The sequence below is a fragment of the Rhodopseudomonas sp. P1 genome (assembly GCF_039642825.1).
Lineage (GTDB): Bacteria > Pseudomonadota > Alphaproteobacteria > Rhizobiales > Xanthobacteraceae > Rhodopseudomonas > Rhodopseudomonas palustris_H.
Genome location: NZ_CP088006.1, coordinates 3,662,566 through 3,681,277 on the forward strand (window position 1 = coordinate 3,662,566; position 18,712 = coordinate 3,681,277).

General features: G+C 62.3%; 18 protein-coding genes. 7 read left to right on the forward strand and 11 right to left on the reverse strand.

The window, feature by feature from the left end:
- The first annotated feature begins 265 nt into the window (after window positions 1–265).
- Window positions 266–847 (forward strand): hypothetical protein, encoded by a 582-nt coding sequence (locus LRC39_RS16990; protein WP_346295028.1) that lies wholly within the window; start codon window positions 266–268, stop codon window positions 845–847.
- Between the two features lie 127 nt (window positions 848–974).
- On the opposite strand, the gene LRC39_RS16995 is transcribed toward LRC39_RS16990, so the two are convergent.
- From LRC39_RS16995 to LRC39_RS17010, 4 genes are all read right to left on the reverse strand, one after another.
- Window positions 975–2,471: a phosphomannomutase/phosphoglucomutase gene (locus tag LRC39_RS16995; protein ID WP_346295029.1), complete on the reverse strand. Its 1,497-nt coding sequence runs from the start codon at window positions 2,469–2,471 to the stop codon at window positions 975–977.
- A 48-nt stretch (window positions 2,472–2,519) separates the two neighbouring features.
- Window positions 2,520–3,956, reverse strand: a complete 1,437-nt coding sequence (locus tag LRC39_RS17000; protein ID WP_346295030.1) for a mannose-1-phosphate guanylyltransferase/mannose-6-phosphate isomerase — start codon at window positions 3,954–3,956, stop codon at window positions 2,520–2,522.
- Window positions 3,957–4,192: 236 nt separating this feature from the next.
- Window positions 4,193–5,965: a DUF4407 domain-containing protein gene (locus LRC39_RS17005; protein WP_346295031.1), complete on the reverse strand. Its 1,773-nt coding sequence runs from the start codon at window positions 5,963–5,965 to the stop codon at window positions 4,193–4,195.
- A gap of 348 nt (window positions 5,966–6,313) precedes the next feature.
- Window positions 6,314–7,183, reverse strand: coding sequence for a TIGR04325 family methyltransferase (locus LRC39_RS17010; protein WP_346295032.1), 870 nt, complete (start codon window positions 7,181–7,183; stop codon window positions 6,314–6,316).
- An 817-nt stretch (window positions 7,184–8,000) separates the two neighbouring features.
- Between LRC39_RS17010 and LRC39_RS17015 the strand changes: the two genes are divergently transcribed.
- Together LRC39_RS17015 and LRC39_RS17020 are read left to right on the forward strand one after the other, a co-directional pair.
- Window positions 8,001–8,483 carry a hypothetical protein gene (locus LRC39_RS17015; protein WP_107345126.1) on the forward strand — a complete coding sequence of 161 codons (483 nt, stop codon included), beginning with the start codon at window positions 8,001–8,003 and terminating at the stop codon, window positions 8,481–8,483.
- Window positions 8,484–8,874: 391 nt separating this feature from the next.
- The gene (locus LRC39_RS17020) at window positions 8,875–9,360 is read left to right on the forward strand and encodes a hypothetical protein (protein ID WP_107345127.1); all 486 of its coding nucleotides are present in this window, start codon (window positions 8,875–8,877) and stop codon (window positions 9,358–9,360) included.
- Window positions 9,361–9,942: 582 nt separating this feature from the next.
- Here LRC39_RS17020 and LRC39_RS17025 read toward each other — a convergent pair.
- Entirely contained in the window at window positions 9,943–10,359 is a 417-nt protein-coding gene (locus tag LRC39_RS17025; protein WP_107345128.1) for a helix-turn-helix domain-containing protein, read from the reverse strand.
- A gap of 375 nt (window positions 10,360–10,734) precedes the next feature.
- Entirely contained in the window at window positions 10,735–12,486 is a 1,752-nt protein-coding gene (locus LRC39_RS17030) for a curlin (protein ID WP_346295033.1), read from the reverse strand.
- A 560-nt stretch (window positions 12,487–13,046) separates the two neighbouring features.
- Between LRC39_RS17030 and csgH the strand changes: the two genes are divergently transcribed.
- From csgH to LRC39_RS17050, 4 genes are read left to right on the forward strand one after another with little or no spacing between them, the layout of a single operon-like run.
- Window positions 13,047–13,430 (forward strand): curli-like amyloid fiber formation chaperone CsgH, encoded by a 384-nt coding sequence (csgH, locus tag LRC39_RS17035; RefSeq protein ID WP_346295034.1) that lies wholly within the window; start codon window positions 13,047–13,049, stop codon window positions 13,428–13,430.
- Window positions 13,415–13,945: a hypothetical protein gene (locus LRC39_RS17040; protein WP_346295035.1), complete on the forward strand. Its 531-nt coding sequence runs from the start codon at window positions 13,415–13,417 to the stop codon at window positions 13,943–13,945. The genes csgH and LRC39_RS17040 overlap by 16 nt, the downstream gene beginning before the upstream one ends.
- Window positions 13,946–13,977: 32 nt before the next feature.
- Entirely contained in the window at window positions 13,978–14,262 is a 285-nt protein-coding gene (locus tag LRC39_RS17045) for a curli assembly protein CsgF (RefSeq protein ID WP_264052708.1), read from the forward strand.
- A 56-nt stretch (window positions 14,263–14,318) separates the two neighbouring features.
- Window positions 14,319–15,194 (forward strand): CsgG/HfaB family protein, encoded by an 876-nt coding sequence (locus tag LRC39_RS17050; RefSeq protein WP_413776019.1) that lies wholly within the window; start codon window positions 14,319–14,321, stop codon window positions 15,192–15,194.
- A gap of 210 nt (window positions 15,195–15,404) precedes the next feature.
- Here LRC39_RS17050 and LRC39_RS17055 read toward each other — a convergent pair whose 3' ends face one another.
- From LRC39_RS17055 to LRC39_RS17070, 5 genes are all read right to left on the reverse strand, one after another.
- Window positions 15,405–15,794: a hypothetical protein gene (locus LRC39_RS17055; RefSeq protein WP_346295036.1), complete on the reverse strand. Its 390-nt coding sequence runs from the start codon at window positions 15,792–15,794 to the stop codon at window positions 15,405–15,407.
- Between the two features lie 135 nt (window positions 15,795–15,929).
- Window positions 15,930–15,980 carry a hypothetical protein gene (locus tag LRC39_RS24595; protein ID WP_430624947.1) on the reverse strand — a complete coding sequence of 17 codons (51 nt, stop codon included), beginning with the start codon at window positions 15,978–15,980 and terminating at the stop codon, window positions 15,930–15,932.
- Between the two features lie 470 nt (window positions 15,981–16,450).
- Window positions 16,451–16,636, reverse strand: coding sequence for a hypothetical protein (locus LRC39_RS17060; RefSeq protein WP_107345135.1), 186 nt, complete (start codon window positions 16,634–16,636; stop codon window positions 16,451–16,453).
- Between the two features lie 206 nt (window positions 16,637–16,842).
- Window positions 16,843–17,550: a 4'-phosphopantetheinyl transferase family protein gene (locus LRC39_RS17065; RefSeq protein ID WP_346295037.1), complete on the reverse strand. Its 708-nt coding sequence runs from the start codon at window positions 17,548–17,550 to the stop codon at window positions 16,843–16,845.
- A gap of 15 nt (window positions 17,551–17,565) precedes the next feature.
- Window positions 17,566–18,666 carry a dienelactone hydrolase family protein gene (locus tag LRC39_RS17070; protein ID WP_346295038.1) on the reverse strand — a complete coding sequence of 367 codons (1,101 nt, stop codon included), beginning with the start codon at window positions 18,664–18,666 and terminating at the stop codon, window positions 17,566–17,568.
- Window positions 18,667–18,712: the final 46 nt, after the last annotated feature.

Below are 18,712 nucleotides of genomic sequence, written 5' to 3' on the forward strand. Positions count from 1 at the left end.
ACATCGTCATCCCGACGTAATCACCCCACGGGAATTACTCGGACGATCCCCCTCGCGACACTTTGCGCCGCCGCTGATTAGTTTACCATTGAATTACCAGAACTCATTACAGTGACACCGGATTGCGCTAAGGGGCTTGCTTCGAGACATTCAAGCGGGGGCTGGAATGATCGTTCTGCTGATAGTCGTCGGCCTTCTGGCCGCCCTTTTGTGGGCGTGCTGGTCTTCGGCTAGATCATACTACCAGCACGGGCGCATTAGGGGCATGGACGAAGCCGTCCGGCAGATCGTTCGGGGGATTGGCCGCCACTACGAGATGGCCGCCAGAGCAACTCCCGAGGGGGTCTCGAAAGCGATGGCCGACATCAAAGCGATGTTCAGCCAACGTCCCCATCTGAAAACCAAGGATATCGAGCGTTACCATCTTCAGCTCTCAATTCTGGCTGACGCTATCGGCGAAGCCTGCTGTTCGAAGGGCCAGGCGCAAGGCGTTGAGATGATGGCACCGGCCGAGGGCTACATCCGCGTCGACCTGTCAGTGATCGAACTGCTGCAGCTCAGCCGGCTGGCCCATTTGGGCTTCCTTCACATGATGCCCAACTATCGCGGTCTGGAAATCCAGCGTTTCAGCGATGAGCTCGATGCACAGGAGGGCACCAGGTCGATCTACAAGCTGGAATCCGCGATCCCGCTGAATGAGCGTCCGTTTGCTGATCTTATCACGCACTATAAAGGACGTGAGCAGTTGATCTCTGATTGGTGGCAGCCGACGCCGGCCGACCGTGTCGGATATGTCAGAGGCCTCGGCTCGCTCGCGGCTCTGGCTCCAGCAACCGCCTCCTCCTAGGGCGAGGGTGACGGCTGACGTCCGCCAACCTGCCCTGTCGTATGGCAGCTTCCTAAGCTCTGCAGTCACCCGTTAGGCGTTCAGCGCCGTCGGCTTGACCGTGCACGGCCTTGCCGGGCGATCAAGCTCAGATCGTCTGGTTATACGCGCCGACTTCTGGATGCTGGCGCAGCACGACGTTCACGGCTTCGAACATGTCGTGCATCCGCTGCTCCGACACCGGGCTCTCGACCACCACCACCAGCTCGGGTTTGTTCGAGGAGGCGCGGACCAGGCCCCAGCTGCCGTCTTCGCAGGTGACGCGGACGCCGTTGACGGTGACGAGATCACGGATCGGCTGGCCGGCGACCTTATCGCCGTTCTTCTGCGCTTTTTCGAAGTGCTTCACGACCTCGTCGATCACGCGATACTTCACCTCGTCGGCGCAATGCGGCGACATCGTCGGCGACGACCAGGTCTTCGGCAGTGCGTCTTTCAGCTGCGACATCGACTTGCCCGGCGCGCGGTCGAGCATCTCGCAGATCGCGATCGCCGACACCAAGCCATCGTCATAGCCGCGGCCGAGCGGCGCGTTGAAGAAGAAGTGGCCCGACTTCTCGAAGCCCGCGAGCGCGTTGCTCTCATTGGTGCGGCGCTTCATGTAGGAGTGGCCGGTCTTCCAATATTCGGTCTGGGCGCCCTGCTGTTGCAGCACCGGATCGGTGGCGAACAGGCCGGTAGATTTGACGTCGACGACGAAGCGCGCGTTCGGATGGATCGCCGACATGTCGCGCGCCAGCATGACGCCGACCTTGTCGGCGAAGATCTCCTCGCCGGTGTCGTCAACCACGCCGCAGCGGTCGCCGTCGCCGTCGAAGCCGAGCCCGAGATCGGCCTTGTGCTGCAGCACCGCGTCGCGGATCGCGTGCAGCATCTCCATGTCTTCGGGGTTGGGATTGTACTTCGGGAAAGTGTGATCGAGCTCGGTGTCGAGCGGGATCACCTCGCAGCCGATCGCTTCCATCACCTGCGGGGCGAACGCGCCGGCGGTGCCGTTGCCGCAGGCGACCACCACCTTGAGTTTGCGCTTCAGCTTCGCATGCTTGGTGAGGTCGGCGATGTAGCGGGCCGGGAAGTTCGGATGAAACACATACGAGCCGGCGCCCTGTTTGAACGCTGCGCCGAGCACGATCTCCTTCAGCCGGTTCATCTCGTCGGGGCCGAAGGTCAGCGGCCGGTTGGCGCCCATTTTGACGCCGGTCCAGCCATTGTCGTTGTGCGAAGCGGTCACCATCGCAACGCACGGCACATCGAGCTCGAACTGCGCGAAATACGCCATCGGCGTCACGGCAAGGCCGATGTCGTGCACCTTGCAGCCGGACGCCATCAGGCCGGCGATCAGCGCGTATTTGATCGAGGCCGAATAGCCGCGGAAGTCGTGCCCGGTGACGATCTCCTGCGGCCGCCCGAGTTCGGCGATCAGCGTGCCGAGGCCCATGCCGAGCGCCTGCACCCCCATCAGGTTGATCTCCTGGCCGAACAGCCAGCGCGCATCGTATTCGCGGAAGCCGGTGGGCTTCACCATCGGCTCGGATTCATAGGCGTAGGTATTGGCCGTCAGAAGCGGCTGCGGCGTCGGGAACATGGCGGTCTTTCGCAAAAAGGAAGGGCGCGACGGGAGACGGCGATCGTCTTACGACCGACGATAGTCGTCGTCGAAACGGATGATGTCGTCTTCGCCCAGATAGCTGCCGGTCTGCACTTCGATCAGCTCAAGCGTGATCTTGCCCGGGTTCTCCAGCCGGTGGGTGGCCCCGATCGGGATGTAGATCGACTCGTTCTCGTGGATGATCTTGATCAGTTCGTCGACCGTCACCTGCGCGGTGCCGCGCACCACGATCCAGTGCTCGGAGCGGTGGTGATGCTTCTGCAGCGACAGCCGCTCGCCGGGCTTGACGATAATACGCTTGACCTGATGCCGGTCACCGGAATCCAGCGAACGGTAGGAGCCCCACGGGCGATGGACCTGGGCGTGGTGGTCGGTGACCTCCGGCGCGACCGTCTTGACCTTGGCGACCAGCCGCTTCAGTCCATTGCCGTCCTTCTGCCGCGACACCAGCACCGCGTCCTGGGTCGCGACCACCACGAGATCGTCAACGCCTTCGAGCGCGACCAGCGTGTGGTCGCTGGACACGTGACAGTTGCGGGAATCTTCGAACACCGCGGGGCCTTGCGCGGCATTGCCGCCGCCGTCCTTGGCGGTGAGCTCCCACACCGCGCGCCAGGATCCGACGTCCGACCAGCCGCAGTCGACCGGCACCACGGCGGCGCGCTTGGTCTTCTCCATCACGGCGTAATCGATCGAGATCGGCTTGGCTTTGCCGAACGACGCTTCCGGCAGCGTCACGAATCCCAGGTCGCGGCCGGCCGTCGTCACCGCCTCGGTGATGGTGGCCACGCTGTCGGGATCGACCGCATTGTACTCTTCGAGCAGGGCCGCCGCCGGGAACATGAAGTTGCCGCTGTTCCACAGATAACCCGCCGCGACATAGCCTTCGGCGGTGGCGAGGTCCGGCTTCTCGACGAACTTGGCGACGTTGCGGACCTTGCCGACAATCGCGTCGCCGGGAGAAATGTAGCCGTACTCGGTCGCGGGACGCTCCGGCTTCACCCCGAAGGTCACGATCCGGCCCTCGGCGACGCCGGCCAGACCATCACGGCAGGCGGCGATGAACGCGTCCTTGTCCCGCACCACGTGATCGGCCGCCAGCGCCAGCACGATTGCGCCCGGCTCACGCTGCTCGGCGAACACTGCACCCGCCACGATCGCGGGACCGGAGTCCCGCCGCGCCGGCTCGAGCAGGACGTCGGCCTCGATTCCGATCTCCGCGAGCTGGTCGCGCACCATGAAGCGGTAGGCAGTGTTGGTGATGATGATCGGCCGGCCGAACAGCGTCGGGTCCGACACCCGCAGCAGCGTCTCCTGGAACGTCGAGCGCGGCCCGAACAGCGGCAGAAACTGCTTCGGCCGCACCTCACGCGAGGCCGGCCATAGCCGCGTCCCGGCGCCGCCGCACATGATCAAGGGGACACACCGAGGATCGTTCGCAGACTTCCCGACAGCGTTCATCGAAGACACCCAACTCTGATTACGATCTCTTTGTGGTTGCAACGAATTGTCGAGTCAACACGCCTCCCCCGGGATGACCGAACACGTCCACCTCGCGGCCCCCACCGCCGCAGGTCCAGGAACGCCACAAGCCTCTATCCCGGATCTATTGGAGAGATCGCATCACGCTCAACCCGAAGATGCGGCCTCGCACAGATCGAAAGATTCAGCCCATGGCGTAACTCTCATCGTCTCTGTCAGGCACGGCGCGGCGTCGCGAGTTCGGACTCTGCCGGGGCGTGCGAGCCGGGGCCGACATCACGCATGCCGCCGCCGTTGTACACGACCACCACGCGCTCGGCCTCCTCGGGCTGGCTTGCGGGGACGGCTTCCTCAACCAAGGGCTCGCGTTCCACCGCGGCCAATGGCGCACCCGAAACCTCATCCGCCAGCTGAGCCTCGGTCTTGTCGCTGGTCTCGGCAGGCACCGGGATCGTCGCGACGATCGCCTGGTCGTTGGTCGGCGCCGGATACTCTTCCTTCGCTTTCCGTACCGGCAGTCCCCATCGCCGTCTTGCGGTCGGATTCGATGGCGCGCGGACCGTCTCCGGCGGCTCGAACCTCGGGAATATCGGGGTCACCCGGTCGTCGGCATGAGCTGGCTCGACCGGCGCGACAGCTTCCGGGATCGGCCGCTCGCGCTCCGGCTCGTCCTCAGCCAGTTTCCACGTCATCGACCGTGCAGCCACCCGCGCAGACTTCAGCTGGGACTGGACGTTGATTGCGTACATGCTCGGCGGTGAGAAGAAGATCTTGGTGACCACCGGCACGATTTCGAGAAACACCACGAACAGCCGGATCATCCACGAGAACAGCGTAATCGCCTGGCCTTCCTGCGGATCGCTCTTCAAGGCCTGATAGGCGGTCAGCCGCACCAGCGGATCATTACTGTCCTTCCTCTGCTGGACGAACGAGCCTTCCAGCGTGCGGTCGCGATAACGCTGAACCTTGGCTTCGCGCTGGCTTTCCAGCAGCTGCAGGTTGGCGCGCGCGGTGTCGACCTGCTTCTGGATCGCTACGCGTTTTGCGGCAAAGTCCTGCTTCTGATCGTCGCGTTGCGCGATGTCCGCCGCCAGCCGCGCGGCCGCGTCGTTCTTCACGCGCTCGCGCCGCGCGACGATGTCGGACAGCTCCGCCTGCCGCGACTGCAGCAGAGTCTCGGCCGCCTCCTTCTGCTTCTTGGCGAGTTCATAGCGCCGTCCGGCGCCGGCCCGTCCGCTATTGGTCGGGCGAAGCTTCTCACCGAACTGCTCCGCGCTCATATCGAGGGACTGATCCCTGATTGTCGCTTCCAGCTCCCTGACCTCACCGCGGACGGTGGCTTCGCGTTCAGCCAGCGCCTTCAATTCGCGGTCGGCCTCGGGATCCGCAGCGGCTGGACTATCGGAGGGAACCGGCGCCTGCGCCAACAGCTCCCGCTGATGCTGCTCAATGGCGGTCAGCTGGGCGCGACTTTCCGCGATCTCGCGATCCAGCCCCGACGCATATTTGTCGATCTGCTCGTAGATCGGACGATTGCCCGCGACCCGATCCCGATCGATCTTCTGGGAGATGGCGTCCGAGAATAGCGCGAGCTCGAGAAACAGAGCGATGACCCAGGCCAGTCCAAGCGAGATGGCAAGACGCGCCGTGATGCGGACGAACTGCCAAACCGAACGCCTCAACCCCTCCCCGACCTTTTTCGACTGATCGTCGTCCAGCCAGAACGCGCCTTGCACGAACCAGTCCGACTGAAACAGCGCGCGGTCGAACATCATCACGGTGAGCGCGATCACGACCGCAATGGAGGATCGCAGCGCGGTCGAGCCAACGATATAGCCGAGGGCGTAGTACGAAACGCCAAACACCACCAGGAACGACAGGCAGAGCGAGAAGCCGATCTGCATCGCCCAAATTCGATCGGTTGGCGGACAGCGGGCGATCAGCTCCCGGTCGACGCCGGCAATGAAATAAAGCAATCGTTGGAGCATGGCTCACCCCTCTATGAACCAGATGCGGGCTGTTCACCGCCCACGCCCAGAGGTGAGGATCGAACACCTTTTGGAGGCGGCCGGCAACAAACTGATTAGTCAACGGTTAACTGAGCCGGGAAAAAGCTGGTAAAAGAGCACGTCGCTCGAAGGCTGAGCGGTATCATCAGTTATTTCGACGGAGCGCGTTGACATATATATCAACGCGTCGATGGCCCCGACTAATTATTCAGCACAGATACCTACTGCGTCGAATCGCTCGACGGTCACCAAGACGTCACGGACGTCGCACGCGATACGCGATCGACAATCGAGGACCAGCGGACCCAGGCCGGTAGACACGACGAATTATCGGGAAGCTGCCGTATGCCGGCCGTCGGCGTCGAGCACGAAAAACAGGCCCCAGTACGTATCGTTCAAGTCCGGCCGCAGCGGCACCCGGCTTGCCCGCTCGTGGACCGGCCATTTCGCAACAAACCGATATCCAATGGCTTCCATGCCCGCGATCGTGCCCGCCAGGCTGTGGAGCTTGCAGGCGTGCACATAGCCGTCGCCCACCTGCGTCGTCACGATCGGATCCGCCTGAGAGAACGGCGTCCGGTTGACGACCGCCAGCCGCGGCAATTGGGGAAGCCGGCCGAGGATCACCGCCAGTTCGTCTTCGAAATAATGCAGCGCCCCGGAGACAATAAAGAGATCGACCCCCGAGGCATCCTCCATCCGGCGCGAAAACCCGATCCGCGGTTCGTTGCGCGATTTGGCGAACTGCAGCACGATCTCTTCCTTGTCGGGAAGATCGTGCACCATCCAGCGCAGCGTCCCAGGCAACCGCAATTCGCGGTCGTAGGGATAGAACAGATTCCCGATCCCGCCGCCGAGATCGAACACCGTCGACAGGCTCGGCGCGTAGCCGGACAGATAGAACAGAACCGGATAGTCGCTCTCTCGGGTGACGTCGGCGAACTGCTTGAGCTGGCTCACCACATCGGAGTGCTCGTGACCGGCCGGAATGAACCTCCGGATATATCGGGTCGCCGTGTCGATGTCAGGAAACGGCTGATAGACGCACAATAGCGCCCGCAACCAGCGTTCGATTGTGGGGCGGCTCGCCGCGGCGCGAATGAGCTGCGGGCCATAGGGCAATTTCGCGAGCGCACGCAGGCCGATCGCCGTCGACGAACCGATCGCGACACGTAATTTGGTGAGCCCCGGGACCATGCCGCCTTTCCAAGCAAGTGGCAGATCAACTGTCTATCAGAATGTGGGGCAATCTCCGAACTGATACCGACCTCGGCCCTCGCTCACAAACGGCGGCAGGTCATCCGCCGTCTCTCCAGATCGGGGCGCGCTCGTGATCGATTTCGTCGGAAACGAGGTGCGACGGTCAACGCCATCGTCGAGATTGCCGCGCCACACCCGCTGCAGATCGACGCATCGGCCGAGAACTACGGCCCGGTCGGCGCGCTCCTCGGATCGTTCAGGCGGACCTCGGCAAGCCGAAGGAGAGACCAAACGCCTACCTCAGCCACGGGTTTGTTGAGCCGTTTGTCCGCCGTCTGATGGCGATCATGCACGCACTTAACCCATGATGAAGTGCTGAGATTCTTAGCCAATCCCGAAGGTATTTATTAACGTTATGCCTTCTCCAATGTGGATCGCGGCGCGCGCGCCCTGCCCTCGCCGGAGTTAACCTCGCACAATGATCTCGACGCCCAGCGAGCGCTCCGGGAGTTGAAAATCGGTAGGGCAATGACCGGCAAACGCTCGCTGTGAATGAGGCGCAGAAAGCACTCACACAACCACCAGCTGCAGTCTATCTTGAGCTGTCGCTGGTGTTGTTGGACGATTTGCGTCGATCGACGGGGCGCTGGACGAAAGCGTGAATTGCAAAATTCGGCCACGAGGTGACCGAAATTGCAGGGGAATCTGGTCAGACTGCCGGTGGGGACTCCGGCAGCTCGGTAGCAGCCTGCGGCAGTCTGGCGGGCGCTACGGAGCAACAGAGTCTGATCGTAAGGGGAGCGCGCGGGGACACGTGACGATCGAGGATCTGCTGCGGCAAGGGGCGATACGACGGATCGAGGTGGATCTCGGAGCGGGCGCGCAGCCGGCTCGGCTGCTGTATGGCACCCCGAATTTCATCGAATGGCTGGAGAACTTGCTGGGGGGGGCGGAGCCGGAGCAACGGCTTGGCGAAGCGACCCCTGCCGAACAAGTCGACGCGCTGTTCTACGCCTATATTTCCGGACGGCCTTTGGTTTATGTCCGTCAATTCAGGATGATACGCGTCGAGCAAAGTGCCGTGTGGGAGTTGAAGACCCCCGATGTGCGCATCTTCGGGTGGTTCTTGCGCAAGGATTGTTTCGTGGCCGTTTTCGGCGATTGGACCGATCACGTAAAAGATCACAATTTATATAAAGGTTACCGTACATCAGTCCGCCGAATTCGACGAGAATTGGGTATAGGTGCTACCCTGTGTGTCACAGGGAGTTCACCCGATGACGTCATTTCAATGTGAAGATGGCGGCTATTCAACAGTCACTACGCGCTTTGCTACCTCTATACGCGTTGCTGTTTCCGGGGCCTCGACGGCGCGCGAACACATCGTGGCGGCGCCGTCCGGGCAATTAGCTGGCCTATTCGACAGGGCGGACTCGTCGCTATCCGCCCCCGCAAAGTGCGCAGCGCGGAAATTAATTCTGTCGGGCCCGGATCGCTCTCGAACCGCAGTGAAGGATGTCCGTTGGGATCGATCCGACACTGCGCACGGTCGATCTTTTGATCGGGATGTTCGGCCGACATGCGCCAGAATGCTCGATCGGACCGTGCGCGCCAACTGAGATAACTGGCTCAAGGCGGCCTTTTGGCCCGAATGCTTTTCTGACACCCTTTTATTCAAGCGAGCTCAAATGGAACGATATGGTTATTGCATCTTCTGCGACGACATTCGGACCGAGGCCGGCGGAAAACTCAGCTTTATCGGGTGCTACAACTCGGCGATGTTCGTGACCAACGAGTTTCCGCTGTCGCTGCCCAAGCTGTGTGTGCACTTCAACGTCTTCTCGCCCGCCGACCAGCCGTACAAATCTCTGCGGGTCCGATGCTATCTGCCGGGAGAAGACAGGCCGATCGCCGAGGAGACCATCGAAGTGCCTGCGCTGCAGGACCAGATAAATCTTCTCACCAGCCTGCCGAAAGATCAGCCGATGATGCCCTACATCGTGGTGGCGGCAAGTCTGATTTTTTCACCGTGCGAAATCAAATCGCCGGGCATGATCCACGTGCGCGCCGTCATTAACGACAGCCCCACTGAACTACATCTCGGATCGCTCGCCGTCTCGTCGCAAGCAGCGCCGCAGGTCGCCCTCGAGCACGGACCAGCCGCCATCAACTGAGATCTCCCGTCGATCGCCGCTGCCGCGGTCGACGAATCTGCCGAGCTCGAGCCAGCCGTGAGCAAGACTCCGGCGCAGACTTAAGCCGCAACCGGTCGCATTGACGGATTCCCTCCCCGTTCGCACCGGACTTCGCTGATGAAGATCCGACCGCAGGCCGCGCATCGCACGCCCAGCCCTCAATTCCAGAGCTGTTCTGTCTCTCACTGAATCGTGGCGACACCTCGAAAGTGCTCCCAACAAGCAGCGCCTGTCTCAAGCGTCGAGCTCACTTTGAAAGTCGCGTGGTTGGGTGGCGATCGAGATTGGCGCGATCGGATGTCCGAGGACTTCACTGCGGACCAGAGATTGGCCTTAGCGCTGGAATGATCAGAAACATCGCGCAACGATCTGCGGCACGGTCGATACTGCGAGAGACCGAACACGCGGTTTGCGGCACAGCGGCCGCTCACCATCCAATGCTTCGGCGAAGATCAAATGATCTGACCTGACGACCGCAACATGATCGGATTGTCACGCGGTCGGGGCCGATCAGGAAATCCTGACAACGACCGCCCCGCGTCCGGGAACGCCATGACGCCCCTACTCTGCGGCGCCGGAGAAACTCTGATAATTCGAGTTGCGCGCGCGCTGGTCCGGGATGCAGTCGTTTTTCACGGAGCGGATATTAACGACTTTGATCTGTCCGTAGCTGAGCGTCGAGGTCGTCACCGGCTCGTTCTGTCCGGGATGGCGCTCGGGCTGGCGGAGCTCGAACGACAGCTCCATGTCCATGGCCCAGGCCAGGTCAGCGAGGCTGCGTAAGGTGAGATTGCTCTCGCCGGAGAGCTGGCGATTGATCACGGAACGATTGACCCCGAGGCGTTTGGCGAGTGCCTGTTGGGTCAGGCCGTCCCTCTTCTTTTCCGAAAGAACCTTGAGCAATTCGTCGCGTACGCGGGCAATAAATCGTCCTGCCTTCTGCGCACGACCGCCGATATCAAAATGATAAGACGTCACTGCGGAACCTCCTACCCAGCCGCGATCCTCAATACAAAGCGCCGTCCTATCACTTGCAAGTAGTGTTTATTGTGCACCAAAGCGGACAGGTTGACAGCCCTTTTTTGTTGGCTTGCTGAATGAATACAGGCGGAGTGTTGCCGAATATCCATCCCACCAAGCAGCGGGCCCCCAGGCCCTAAGATTTAGTATGTTTTGGCCGCACAACGGTTCAACGGAACAAGATACCGGACCGGTCTATTAAGGATTTCGCGGGCCCTAAAGGCCACTTCCTGAGTGAAACCTGCAGAATCTTGACGACGGCAGATGCGGCCACGGTAATCGGCCGCCTGAAGAAAGGACGGCGGGACCGAGGTCCCGCCGTCCGAAGGCACCTTAGTGCTGCGAGGTGAACGCAACGTTGTGCGAGCCGAACTGCGCCGTCACCGAGGTGTTGGTCACGGTCGCGCTGTTCTGAGCGGTCACGGCGTAGTTGCCGGTGCCGACCTGGACGGTCGCCTGCGTGTTGAGCGCGCCGATCATCGGCTGCAGGCCGGTGCTCTGGGCGGCGACCGCGGTATTGCTGTTGCCGAACTGGGCGATCAGCGATCCGTTGGCGCCGACATTGAGCGGATTGGCGACCTGGTTGGTGAAGGCGCGGTTCTTCGAGCCGGCCTGGATGGTCGCCGCGGCGTTGACCGTGCCGGACACCGGGGCGTTCTTCTGCAGGGTGACGGCGTTGTTGCGGTCACCGAGCTGGATGGTCGCCTGGCCATTCAGGCCGTTCTGCTGGCTGACCAGCGAGCCGTTCTTTTCGCCGAACTGCGCGACGAGCGAGTCGTTCGACACCTTCGCGATGTTGACGCCGTCCTGCAGCGTGAGCGCGGCGTTCTTCTTGCCCACCTGGACGGTCGCGGCATTGTTGTTGACGCCGTTCAGAGCGATCGCCTGGGGAAGGTTAGCGGTCGCGCTGACGGTACCGTACACCGGCTTAGTGAGATCCGGATAGTTAACGCCCAAGAACTTCTTATTCTCGACTCCAACCTTCACCGTATCCGAGACGGCGACCGAGAACGGAGCACGGGTACCTTCCGAGTTCTGCACCGTAAGAGCAGAGTTGCCCTTACCCACCTGCAAGGTCGTCGCTGCATTGGTGCCGCCCGAAACGGCCGGCGCAGTGTACGGCCAAGAGTACGGGCCGTAGCTGGTGGTGCCCGGCTGATGCAGACCGCCGAGATCCCAGTACGCCTTAGTAGTCGTGACGGAGCCTGAGACCGAGCCGTCATTCGCCGCGAAGCTCGGCGAGCCCTTCGTGCTCTGCAGAGTGATCGCCTTGTTTCCGATGCCGACCTGCGTGGTCAGCGCCGAGTTGGTGGCGCCCTGCGCGTTGGCGTTCTGGCCGGTCGCCGACAGGTTGCCGTAGCCGAACTGCAGCGTGCCCTGATCGTTGCCGCCGCCGGCCTGACCGGCGAACGACCGGTTGAAGCTGCCGAACTGCAGGGTGGACGACTCGTTGGTGCGGCCGGCGGCGCCGGCCTGGCTGGTGGCAGCGAAGTTGCCAACGCCGACGCTCAGCGTGGTCTGGTTGTTGTTGCCGCCGGTCTGGCCGACCAGCGCGCTGTTGAAGGCGCCGAGCTGGGTGGTCGAGGAGGTGTTCTTGTTGGCGCCGGCGTTATCCTGCGAGGTCGCCGCGAAGTTGCTGCCGCCGACCTGCAGCGTGGTCTGCTTGTTGTTGCCGTCCTTCTGATTGACGATCGAGCCGTTGAACGCACCGAACTGGGCGGTCGTCGAGTCGTTCGGGTTGGCAGCGCTCTGGCGGCCCTTCTGCGAGGTGACGGCGAAGTTGCGCACGCCGCCCTGCACGGTGCCCTGCTTGTTGTTGCCACCGGTCTGCAGCGCGACGGCGCCGTTCTGCGCGCCGATCTGCAGCACGCCCGACTCGTTGGGCTTCGACGAAGCTGCGCTCTGCGCGGTCAGCGCCGAGTTGCCGCGACCCACCTGAACGGTGCCCTGCTTGTTGTTACCACCGGTCTGACCGGCGATCGCGTGGTTGGTCGAGCCAGCCTGCACGATGAACGATTCGTTGCTGGCGGCGGAAGCAAGCGACGTCGTGGCCAACAGAACGGCCAGCGTTGTCAGCATACGCATGTTTTTATTCCCTGTTATCCGAAGCGGGGTCGACGACCATCGCCGCCCTCAAAATCGATTTAACTCCAACTTAACTATTCGGACAACCGTAAACCGGTTGTTTACTTTAACTGTCAACCTAACCGCGAAGCGGCTCACCAACTAACAGCCAGCTAACACGTCGGTTTTTGAGGATTCGAGACACTAACTGTCGGCTGACGGCAGAGGCGTTGACATACAGGTCAACATGGCGCGGAACCGCCGTCTCGTCGGCGTTGACTCATATGTCAACACGGCCGGAATTCCGGCAAAAGCAGTGCAAAAAACACCGAAAAATCGTGACTTTTTTGATTCCCTGGCCGAGATAGCCAACCGGCCGATGACAAATTAATTCAACTCGCAGTCCACTCTTGTGGAGGCAATTAAACCTCGTTTAACTATCGCCACCTCGGCGATAAGCGGCGCCGAACGGTCGATCAGACCGCAAACATTCCGACGAACGCGACGATCACCTTCGAATTCCACGTCACGCAGGGCAATTAGTTCAAACCAATTCACACGCATCCAGAGTCGTTACTTCGATGTTTGTCGCACCACGAAATTTCAGTCACCTCGCCCGATGCAGTGCGGGCCTGCTGCTGATTTCGGCCTGGTCGCCCGACGCCAACGCGAGCAAGACAATGGGACTCGACTGCGAGATCAGAAATACGCCGGACGGAAATCTGCTGAGGATCGACGCGATTCTTCATGCGACGAAGGCCGCGGCCGGCGAATATCAGCTGAACGTCTTCAAACAATCGACAAGCGGCGTGAGCCAAAACGCCCAGAGCGGGACTTTCGAACTCACCGGCCCAGCAGACGAGATCCTGACCAGCCTCATCGTCGATCGATCGCCAGAGACCGAACTTCGGGCCGAACTAACGATAAGATCCAATCAAGGGAGCGTATCATGTGCTTCACGATGAAATCGCGGTTCTCCTCGATGGTGGCCGCGCTGGCCGTCGCAGCCGCGGGCCTTGGACACGCAACGATCGCGCGGGCCGAAACTGCCTATATTTCGCAGGCTACCGGCAATGGCGGCACGCCCGTGATCGGATTAGCGCCCTCTTCGCTCAGCAACGGCACCGCGTCGAATTTCGCTAACGGTAATCGACAAAAAACGTCGCTGCCGGAGATGGCCGCGCCGAGAATGACTGGCGGAAACTACGCGAGCACCCTGCAAATCGGCTCGTACAACACAGTTTTCCAGGCCCAGAGCGGCTTTGGTAACGTCTCCAACGTCGGCATCATCGGTGGACACAACAATGCAGTCGGCGTGTTGCAGGCTGGCAACAACCTTCAATCCAATCTTGTGTTACTTGGTACATCAGGAACGTCGGTCGGCGTCCTGCAGGGAAATGGTGCAGCGCCGCTGAACCTCCTCGTCGGACGATTACCGAACGGCGCATTGGTGATCGGAGGCCTGCCGATCAGACGTTGAGAAGAATTGTTTGTAGCTTATAGGAGGGTAGGATGAAGTCGAAGTTTCTGCTAGCCGCTGCCGCGTTGGTGATTCTCACAGCGCCCAGCTTCGCGACCGAACAGATCTATCGGCCCGTCAGCCCGACCTTCAACGGCAATCCGCTCAACGGCAACTTCCTTCTCAGCACCGCCCAGGCTCAGGGCATGGGCACCAAGTCCGGCAGCAACAACACGCCAGACCTCTCCGGCTTGAGCTCGGCGCTCAGCAATGTCGGCAGCGGTTCGTCCGTGATCGTGATCGGCGGTACGCCGACCACAGCTTCGACCAGCCCGTAACCGAGCATCAATGGTGCTTGGTCATTCTTAAGTTATTTAAACGGGGGGCGGCTGCGATGGATAGCAGAGCCGGATCATTGGCGTGTGTCTTGCTAGCTGTTTCCTTAGGCGGATGCGCTATCACCGGGACTGATAAGGACCCGGTGACTCCGCAGGCGACCATGGTGGCGCCGACCAAGACCGGTGTCGTGCTGGAGCAGCTTCCTCCTCCGACCAAGAAGCTCGACGTCGCCGTCTACAACTTCCCGGACCTCACCGGTCAGAACAAGTCGAACGACAACTTCGCGGAATTCTCGCGCGCCGTCACCCAAGGCGGCAGCTCGATTCTCACCGACGTGCTGCTGACCGCGGGCGGCGGACAGTGGTTCGACGTGGCAGAACGCGCCGACCTGCAGCCGCTGCTGCAGGAGCGTCAGATCATTCAGAATACGCGCTCGGCGCTGCAGGGCGACAAGGCTCAGAGCCTGCCGCCGCTGCGATTCGCCGGCGTGCTGCTCGAAGGCGGCATCGTCGGATACGACACCAACGAGACCACCGGCGGCATCGGCGCGAACTACCTCGGCCTCGGTGGCAACATGCAGTATCGGCAGGATATCGTCACGGTGTCGCTGCGCGCGGTGAGCGTCCAGACCGGCCGTGTTCTCGCCGCCGTCACGACGACGAAGATCATCTACTCCGTCAACGTCAGCGGCACCGGCTTCAAGTATGTGGCGATCGACAGCCTGCTGCAGGCCGATGTGGGCTTCACCAAGAACTCCCCGACCACCCTGGCGGTGCGGGAGGGCATCCAGCTCGCTGTCTATTCGTTGATCTTCGAGGGCGTGAAGAAGGAGCTCTGGAACTTCAAGGATCCGGCAGCCGGCACTGCCTTCATGCGCGAGCTCGAGTTGCAACGGAAGGCGGCTGTTCCGGTCGCCGCGGCCGCGATGTGATCCGGGACTGGTATCTCACAGTCCCGACGTCGCTCATCGTTTGAAGAATTCCCCTGGCGGGTCGACAGCCGCTCTGTGCGAAGCTGACGTGGCGAACGGACGGTAGCATCGGGCGCCGTGCGCGCCGATCTCTTCCCTCGGACAGTAATTACGATCTTTGCTTGTGCGCCCCGCCCTGTAGGGCGACGACGGCGCTCGGGAGACGATCTCTCAGCGCGTCGGCGGTCTGGCTTGCTGGGTGGCGCTGTAGCAGGCCTGCGACGACGCGTTGCTCGGATCGCAGGACACCTGGCCATTGCTGCCGGCCGGCACCGGCGATCCACCGCTCAGTTCGGGCGAGCCCTTCTTTTTCGGCGCGTCGGGCTTCAAGCCGCCGGGGGCGGTTTTCGGAGCGACCAACCCGCTTTCCGGTGAGAGCTTGGGGGCTTCTCCGGCGCGGGCCGCAAGCGGCGGAAGCATGCCGTGGGGCTGCTGGACATATACCTCGTTGGCGACCCGGAAGGTCCCGGTCCGATCGGCCGCAGACGACTTGACCGCGCCGCTTTCCCAAACGAGACCACCGACGCTCATCACCGCCAATAGCATTGCCGGATAGGACATCTGCTGCTCCCCTGCGATGGGAGATCGTCCGCCCCCCGGACGATTCTCTCGGTCCCCGTCATTAGCACCGCCAGCCGCAAATGGCGAAGGCTTCGGCCGGTGGTACACACCCGGCCGAACCGCATACCGTCTCGGCTACCGGCGCTGGCTGACGATGGCGCTGTTCTGGGAGCCCTGTTGGATGATGTACGAGGCATTCCCCCGCCCACCTGCGCCAGAAGCGCCGAGTTCAGAGTACCCGACTGAGCGATCATCGACACGTTCGCTGTGCCAGGATCAGGCATCTTGGCAGCCGCCTTCATCAAGCGCGCCGCGCTTTCGATCGTCACGGGGACTGCCGTGGTTCGTGCTGATCCGGTCGGCGCCTGCTGCGTCTTGCCGCCCGTGGGCTGGCTCACATAGGCCTCGCTGGCCCAAGCCGGCTGATAGGCGGCGATCAGAACGGTGGCGACTGATAGTATCCGGATGGTCCGCATCGGTGCTCCCCCTCGATCCACTCAGTATCGGACGCGGTTCCTTTCGAAATCGTAAGAGGCCGGCCCGCCGACCTCGGCCTGCAGAGCGACTCAGCTCTCGATGTCGAATGATGCCATCAAGCCATGCCGGCGCTCATGACGCAGCAGCACAGATCGGGCCCGGATTTCACCTAGCGGAGATCAGGCGAAGATCAGCCAGCCGATACCGGCCCACAGTCCAGAGCTGATGAAGATCGCGGCCACCCAGGGCCAAGGAGACGAATACTGGAGCTCGGCCAGCGGGCCCGATGGCGGGCCGGCATCGTCGTCCGTACGTCCGAAGGCCGATTCGGGAACTTCGGAGAATGAAATTCCAGAGCTCTTCATTGCCCCCCTCCGCCTAATATCGTGACAATGAGCGTCAAAGGTTAACGTGAGCTTGCAAATCGATGACGACTATCGGCTCCTTCGCGTCAGAAAAGGACAGATTGGGCGGGATTTGCCGCCTGACTAAGCCCCGACCGCCGGTAAGCAGGCCTCCAGCGGCTATCAGCTACCGCACCGCCCTGCCACGGTCTGGAGGAGCTAGAGGCCTATCGGGTGGCGGCCGCACGCGCCCGGAGGGTCCGCTCGAAGCGGAATTTGCGGACGCGGGGGCGAGCCGGCAGCGCCACGCCGGCAACAGCGGCCGCCCTGGCATCCGAGCTCAGATCGATCAGCGCGAGCCGGCGACTCAATGGGCTGCGCACCGAAACGGTCCAACTGCCGCTATCGTCCAGCGGCACCTGGAACAGCTTGGGGTCCAGCAGAAAGCCCGTTCCCACCGCCTTCGCCACCGCTTCCTTGCGGGTCCATCCACGCAGAAAGAGGTCATTGCGGACCGATCTTTCCAAGCGATGCAGGCAAGCGGCCTCGTGCTGCTCGAAGATCGTATCAATCATTTCCGAATAGTCCGCGGCGACGTCACGATCCTCGACGTCGACTCCGACGGTCCCAGCCTTGGAGATCGCGATCAGCCCTGTCCGCCGGCTGTGCGAGAGGTTGAAATCGATCTCGGCGGCGCGGCCCGCGACAAACGGCCGGCCGTGGGCTCCCACGACGATCGGAACGGCCTCCGCAGCCATGCCGAGCAGTTCGGAAAGCCGTAGCCGCAACGCGCTGTGGATCACACCGTAGCGGTAACGGTCGTCAGCATGGATGAACGCATCAGCCGCAGCGGTCTCGCGCGGATCCAGGAGTTGCCAATCCACCTCCCCGGCTTCGTCGAAGCAGATCTCCCAGATCTCAACCGGTTCGCTCATCTTGCAGTGCCTGATCTAGTTGGCCAAACTGGCGCCCGGCCGCGGCCCGCTCGGGATGAGGCTTTCGATCTCCGTCACCGATCTGACCTCTGCAAAAGTGATCCTGGGCGGGCTTCCACGCTGGATCAGATGCCCGACAAGAAACTGCACCAGGAGCGTATCGATGATCGCATGCATCCGCTCGGGCGCAATACGTCTGGGGGCCCACGGCCGCCAATCGCGCCAGCGACCTTCGGCATAGAGCTGATCTGAGAAGTCCGCGTGCCTCGCGCCGTCGACCATGAACACGTCCGAGCCTGACGAGCGGGCCAGCGCCAGCAGACAGCCGAAATCCTCCCATCCGATCTTGGTCTCGTAGTTCGGCCGATGCGACCACGTCCGTTCGGCAGATGGCAGCGACGCGTACACCGCCAGAAACGGTCGTTTCAGGCCAGCGGCTGCAGGGGTGTGGATCACCCAGCCGTCGAGATCGACGCCAGCCGCCAAGCTCCGATCCAGCGCGAGCGACCTCGCCGCGACGGCCCCGCCGAACGAATAGCCGACCACCGCGATCCGCGAGAAATCGACGCCCTCGAGCATCGTCGACGCTTGTCCGGTGCGGAGCGCAGCCAACACCCGCTGAAGCTTGTCATATCCCAGCCGGGTGCGGCGCTCACTGGTGGCGGGGAAGCTCGCGTAGTCCTGCGCGGTTTGCATGCTGAACGGCGCCAACCGAACCGTCTCGTCGGCAGCGTCCGTCGCGGGATCCGGCGGATCGTGGCTGATGTCGTCCATGGCGACGACGATGAAGCCCGCGCTGGCGATCGTGGAGAGCAACACATCGTTCTCGGACCGGCCGCCGCCCCAGGACGGAACATAGATCACCAGCGGCAGCCCCCGATCAGAAGCGCCCGCCTTCACCGCAGGACGCGGCACCGGATTGTTCGGCCTCCAGATGCGGACAGCAATCCCGGTGTCACGGGTGGAATCCATCAAGACGACTTCTCCGGCACGCGCCTGATCGGTTGGCCTGACGAGCTTCGAGGCGTGACGTTCGGCCCATAGCGAGCCTCCGACCAGCGCTGCCGATACCAACCCTACCAGAGCGATGAGAAGCACGACGGCACCGCGGCGCATCGTTCAGCCGGGCCCCCGGCGGGAGCCTCCGGCAGGCACGTCGCGA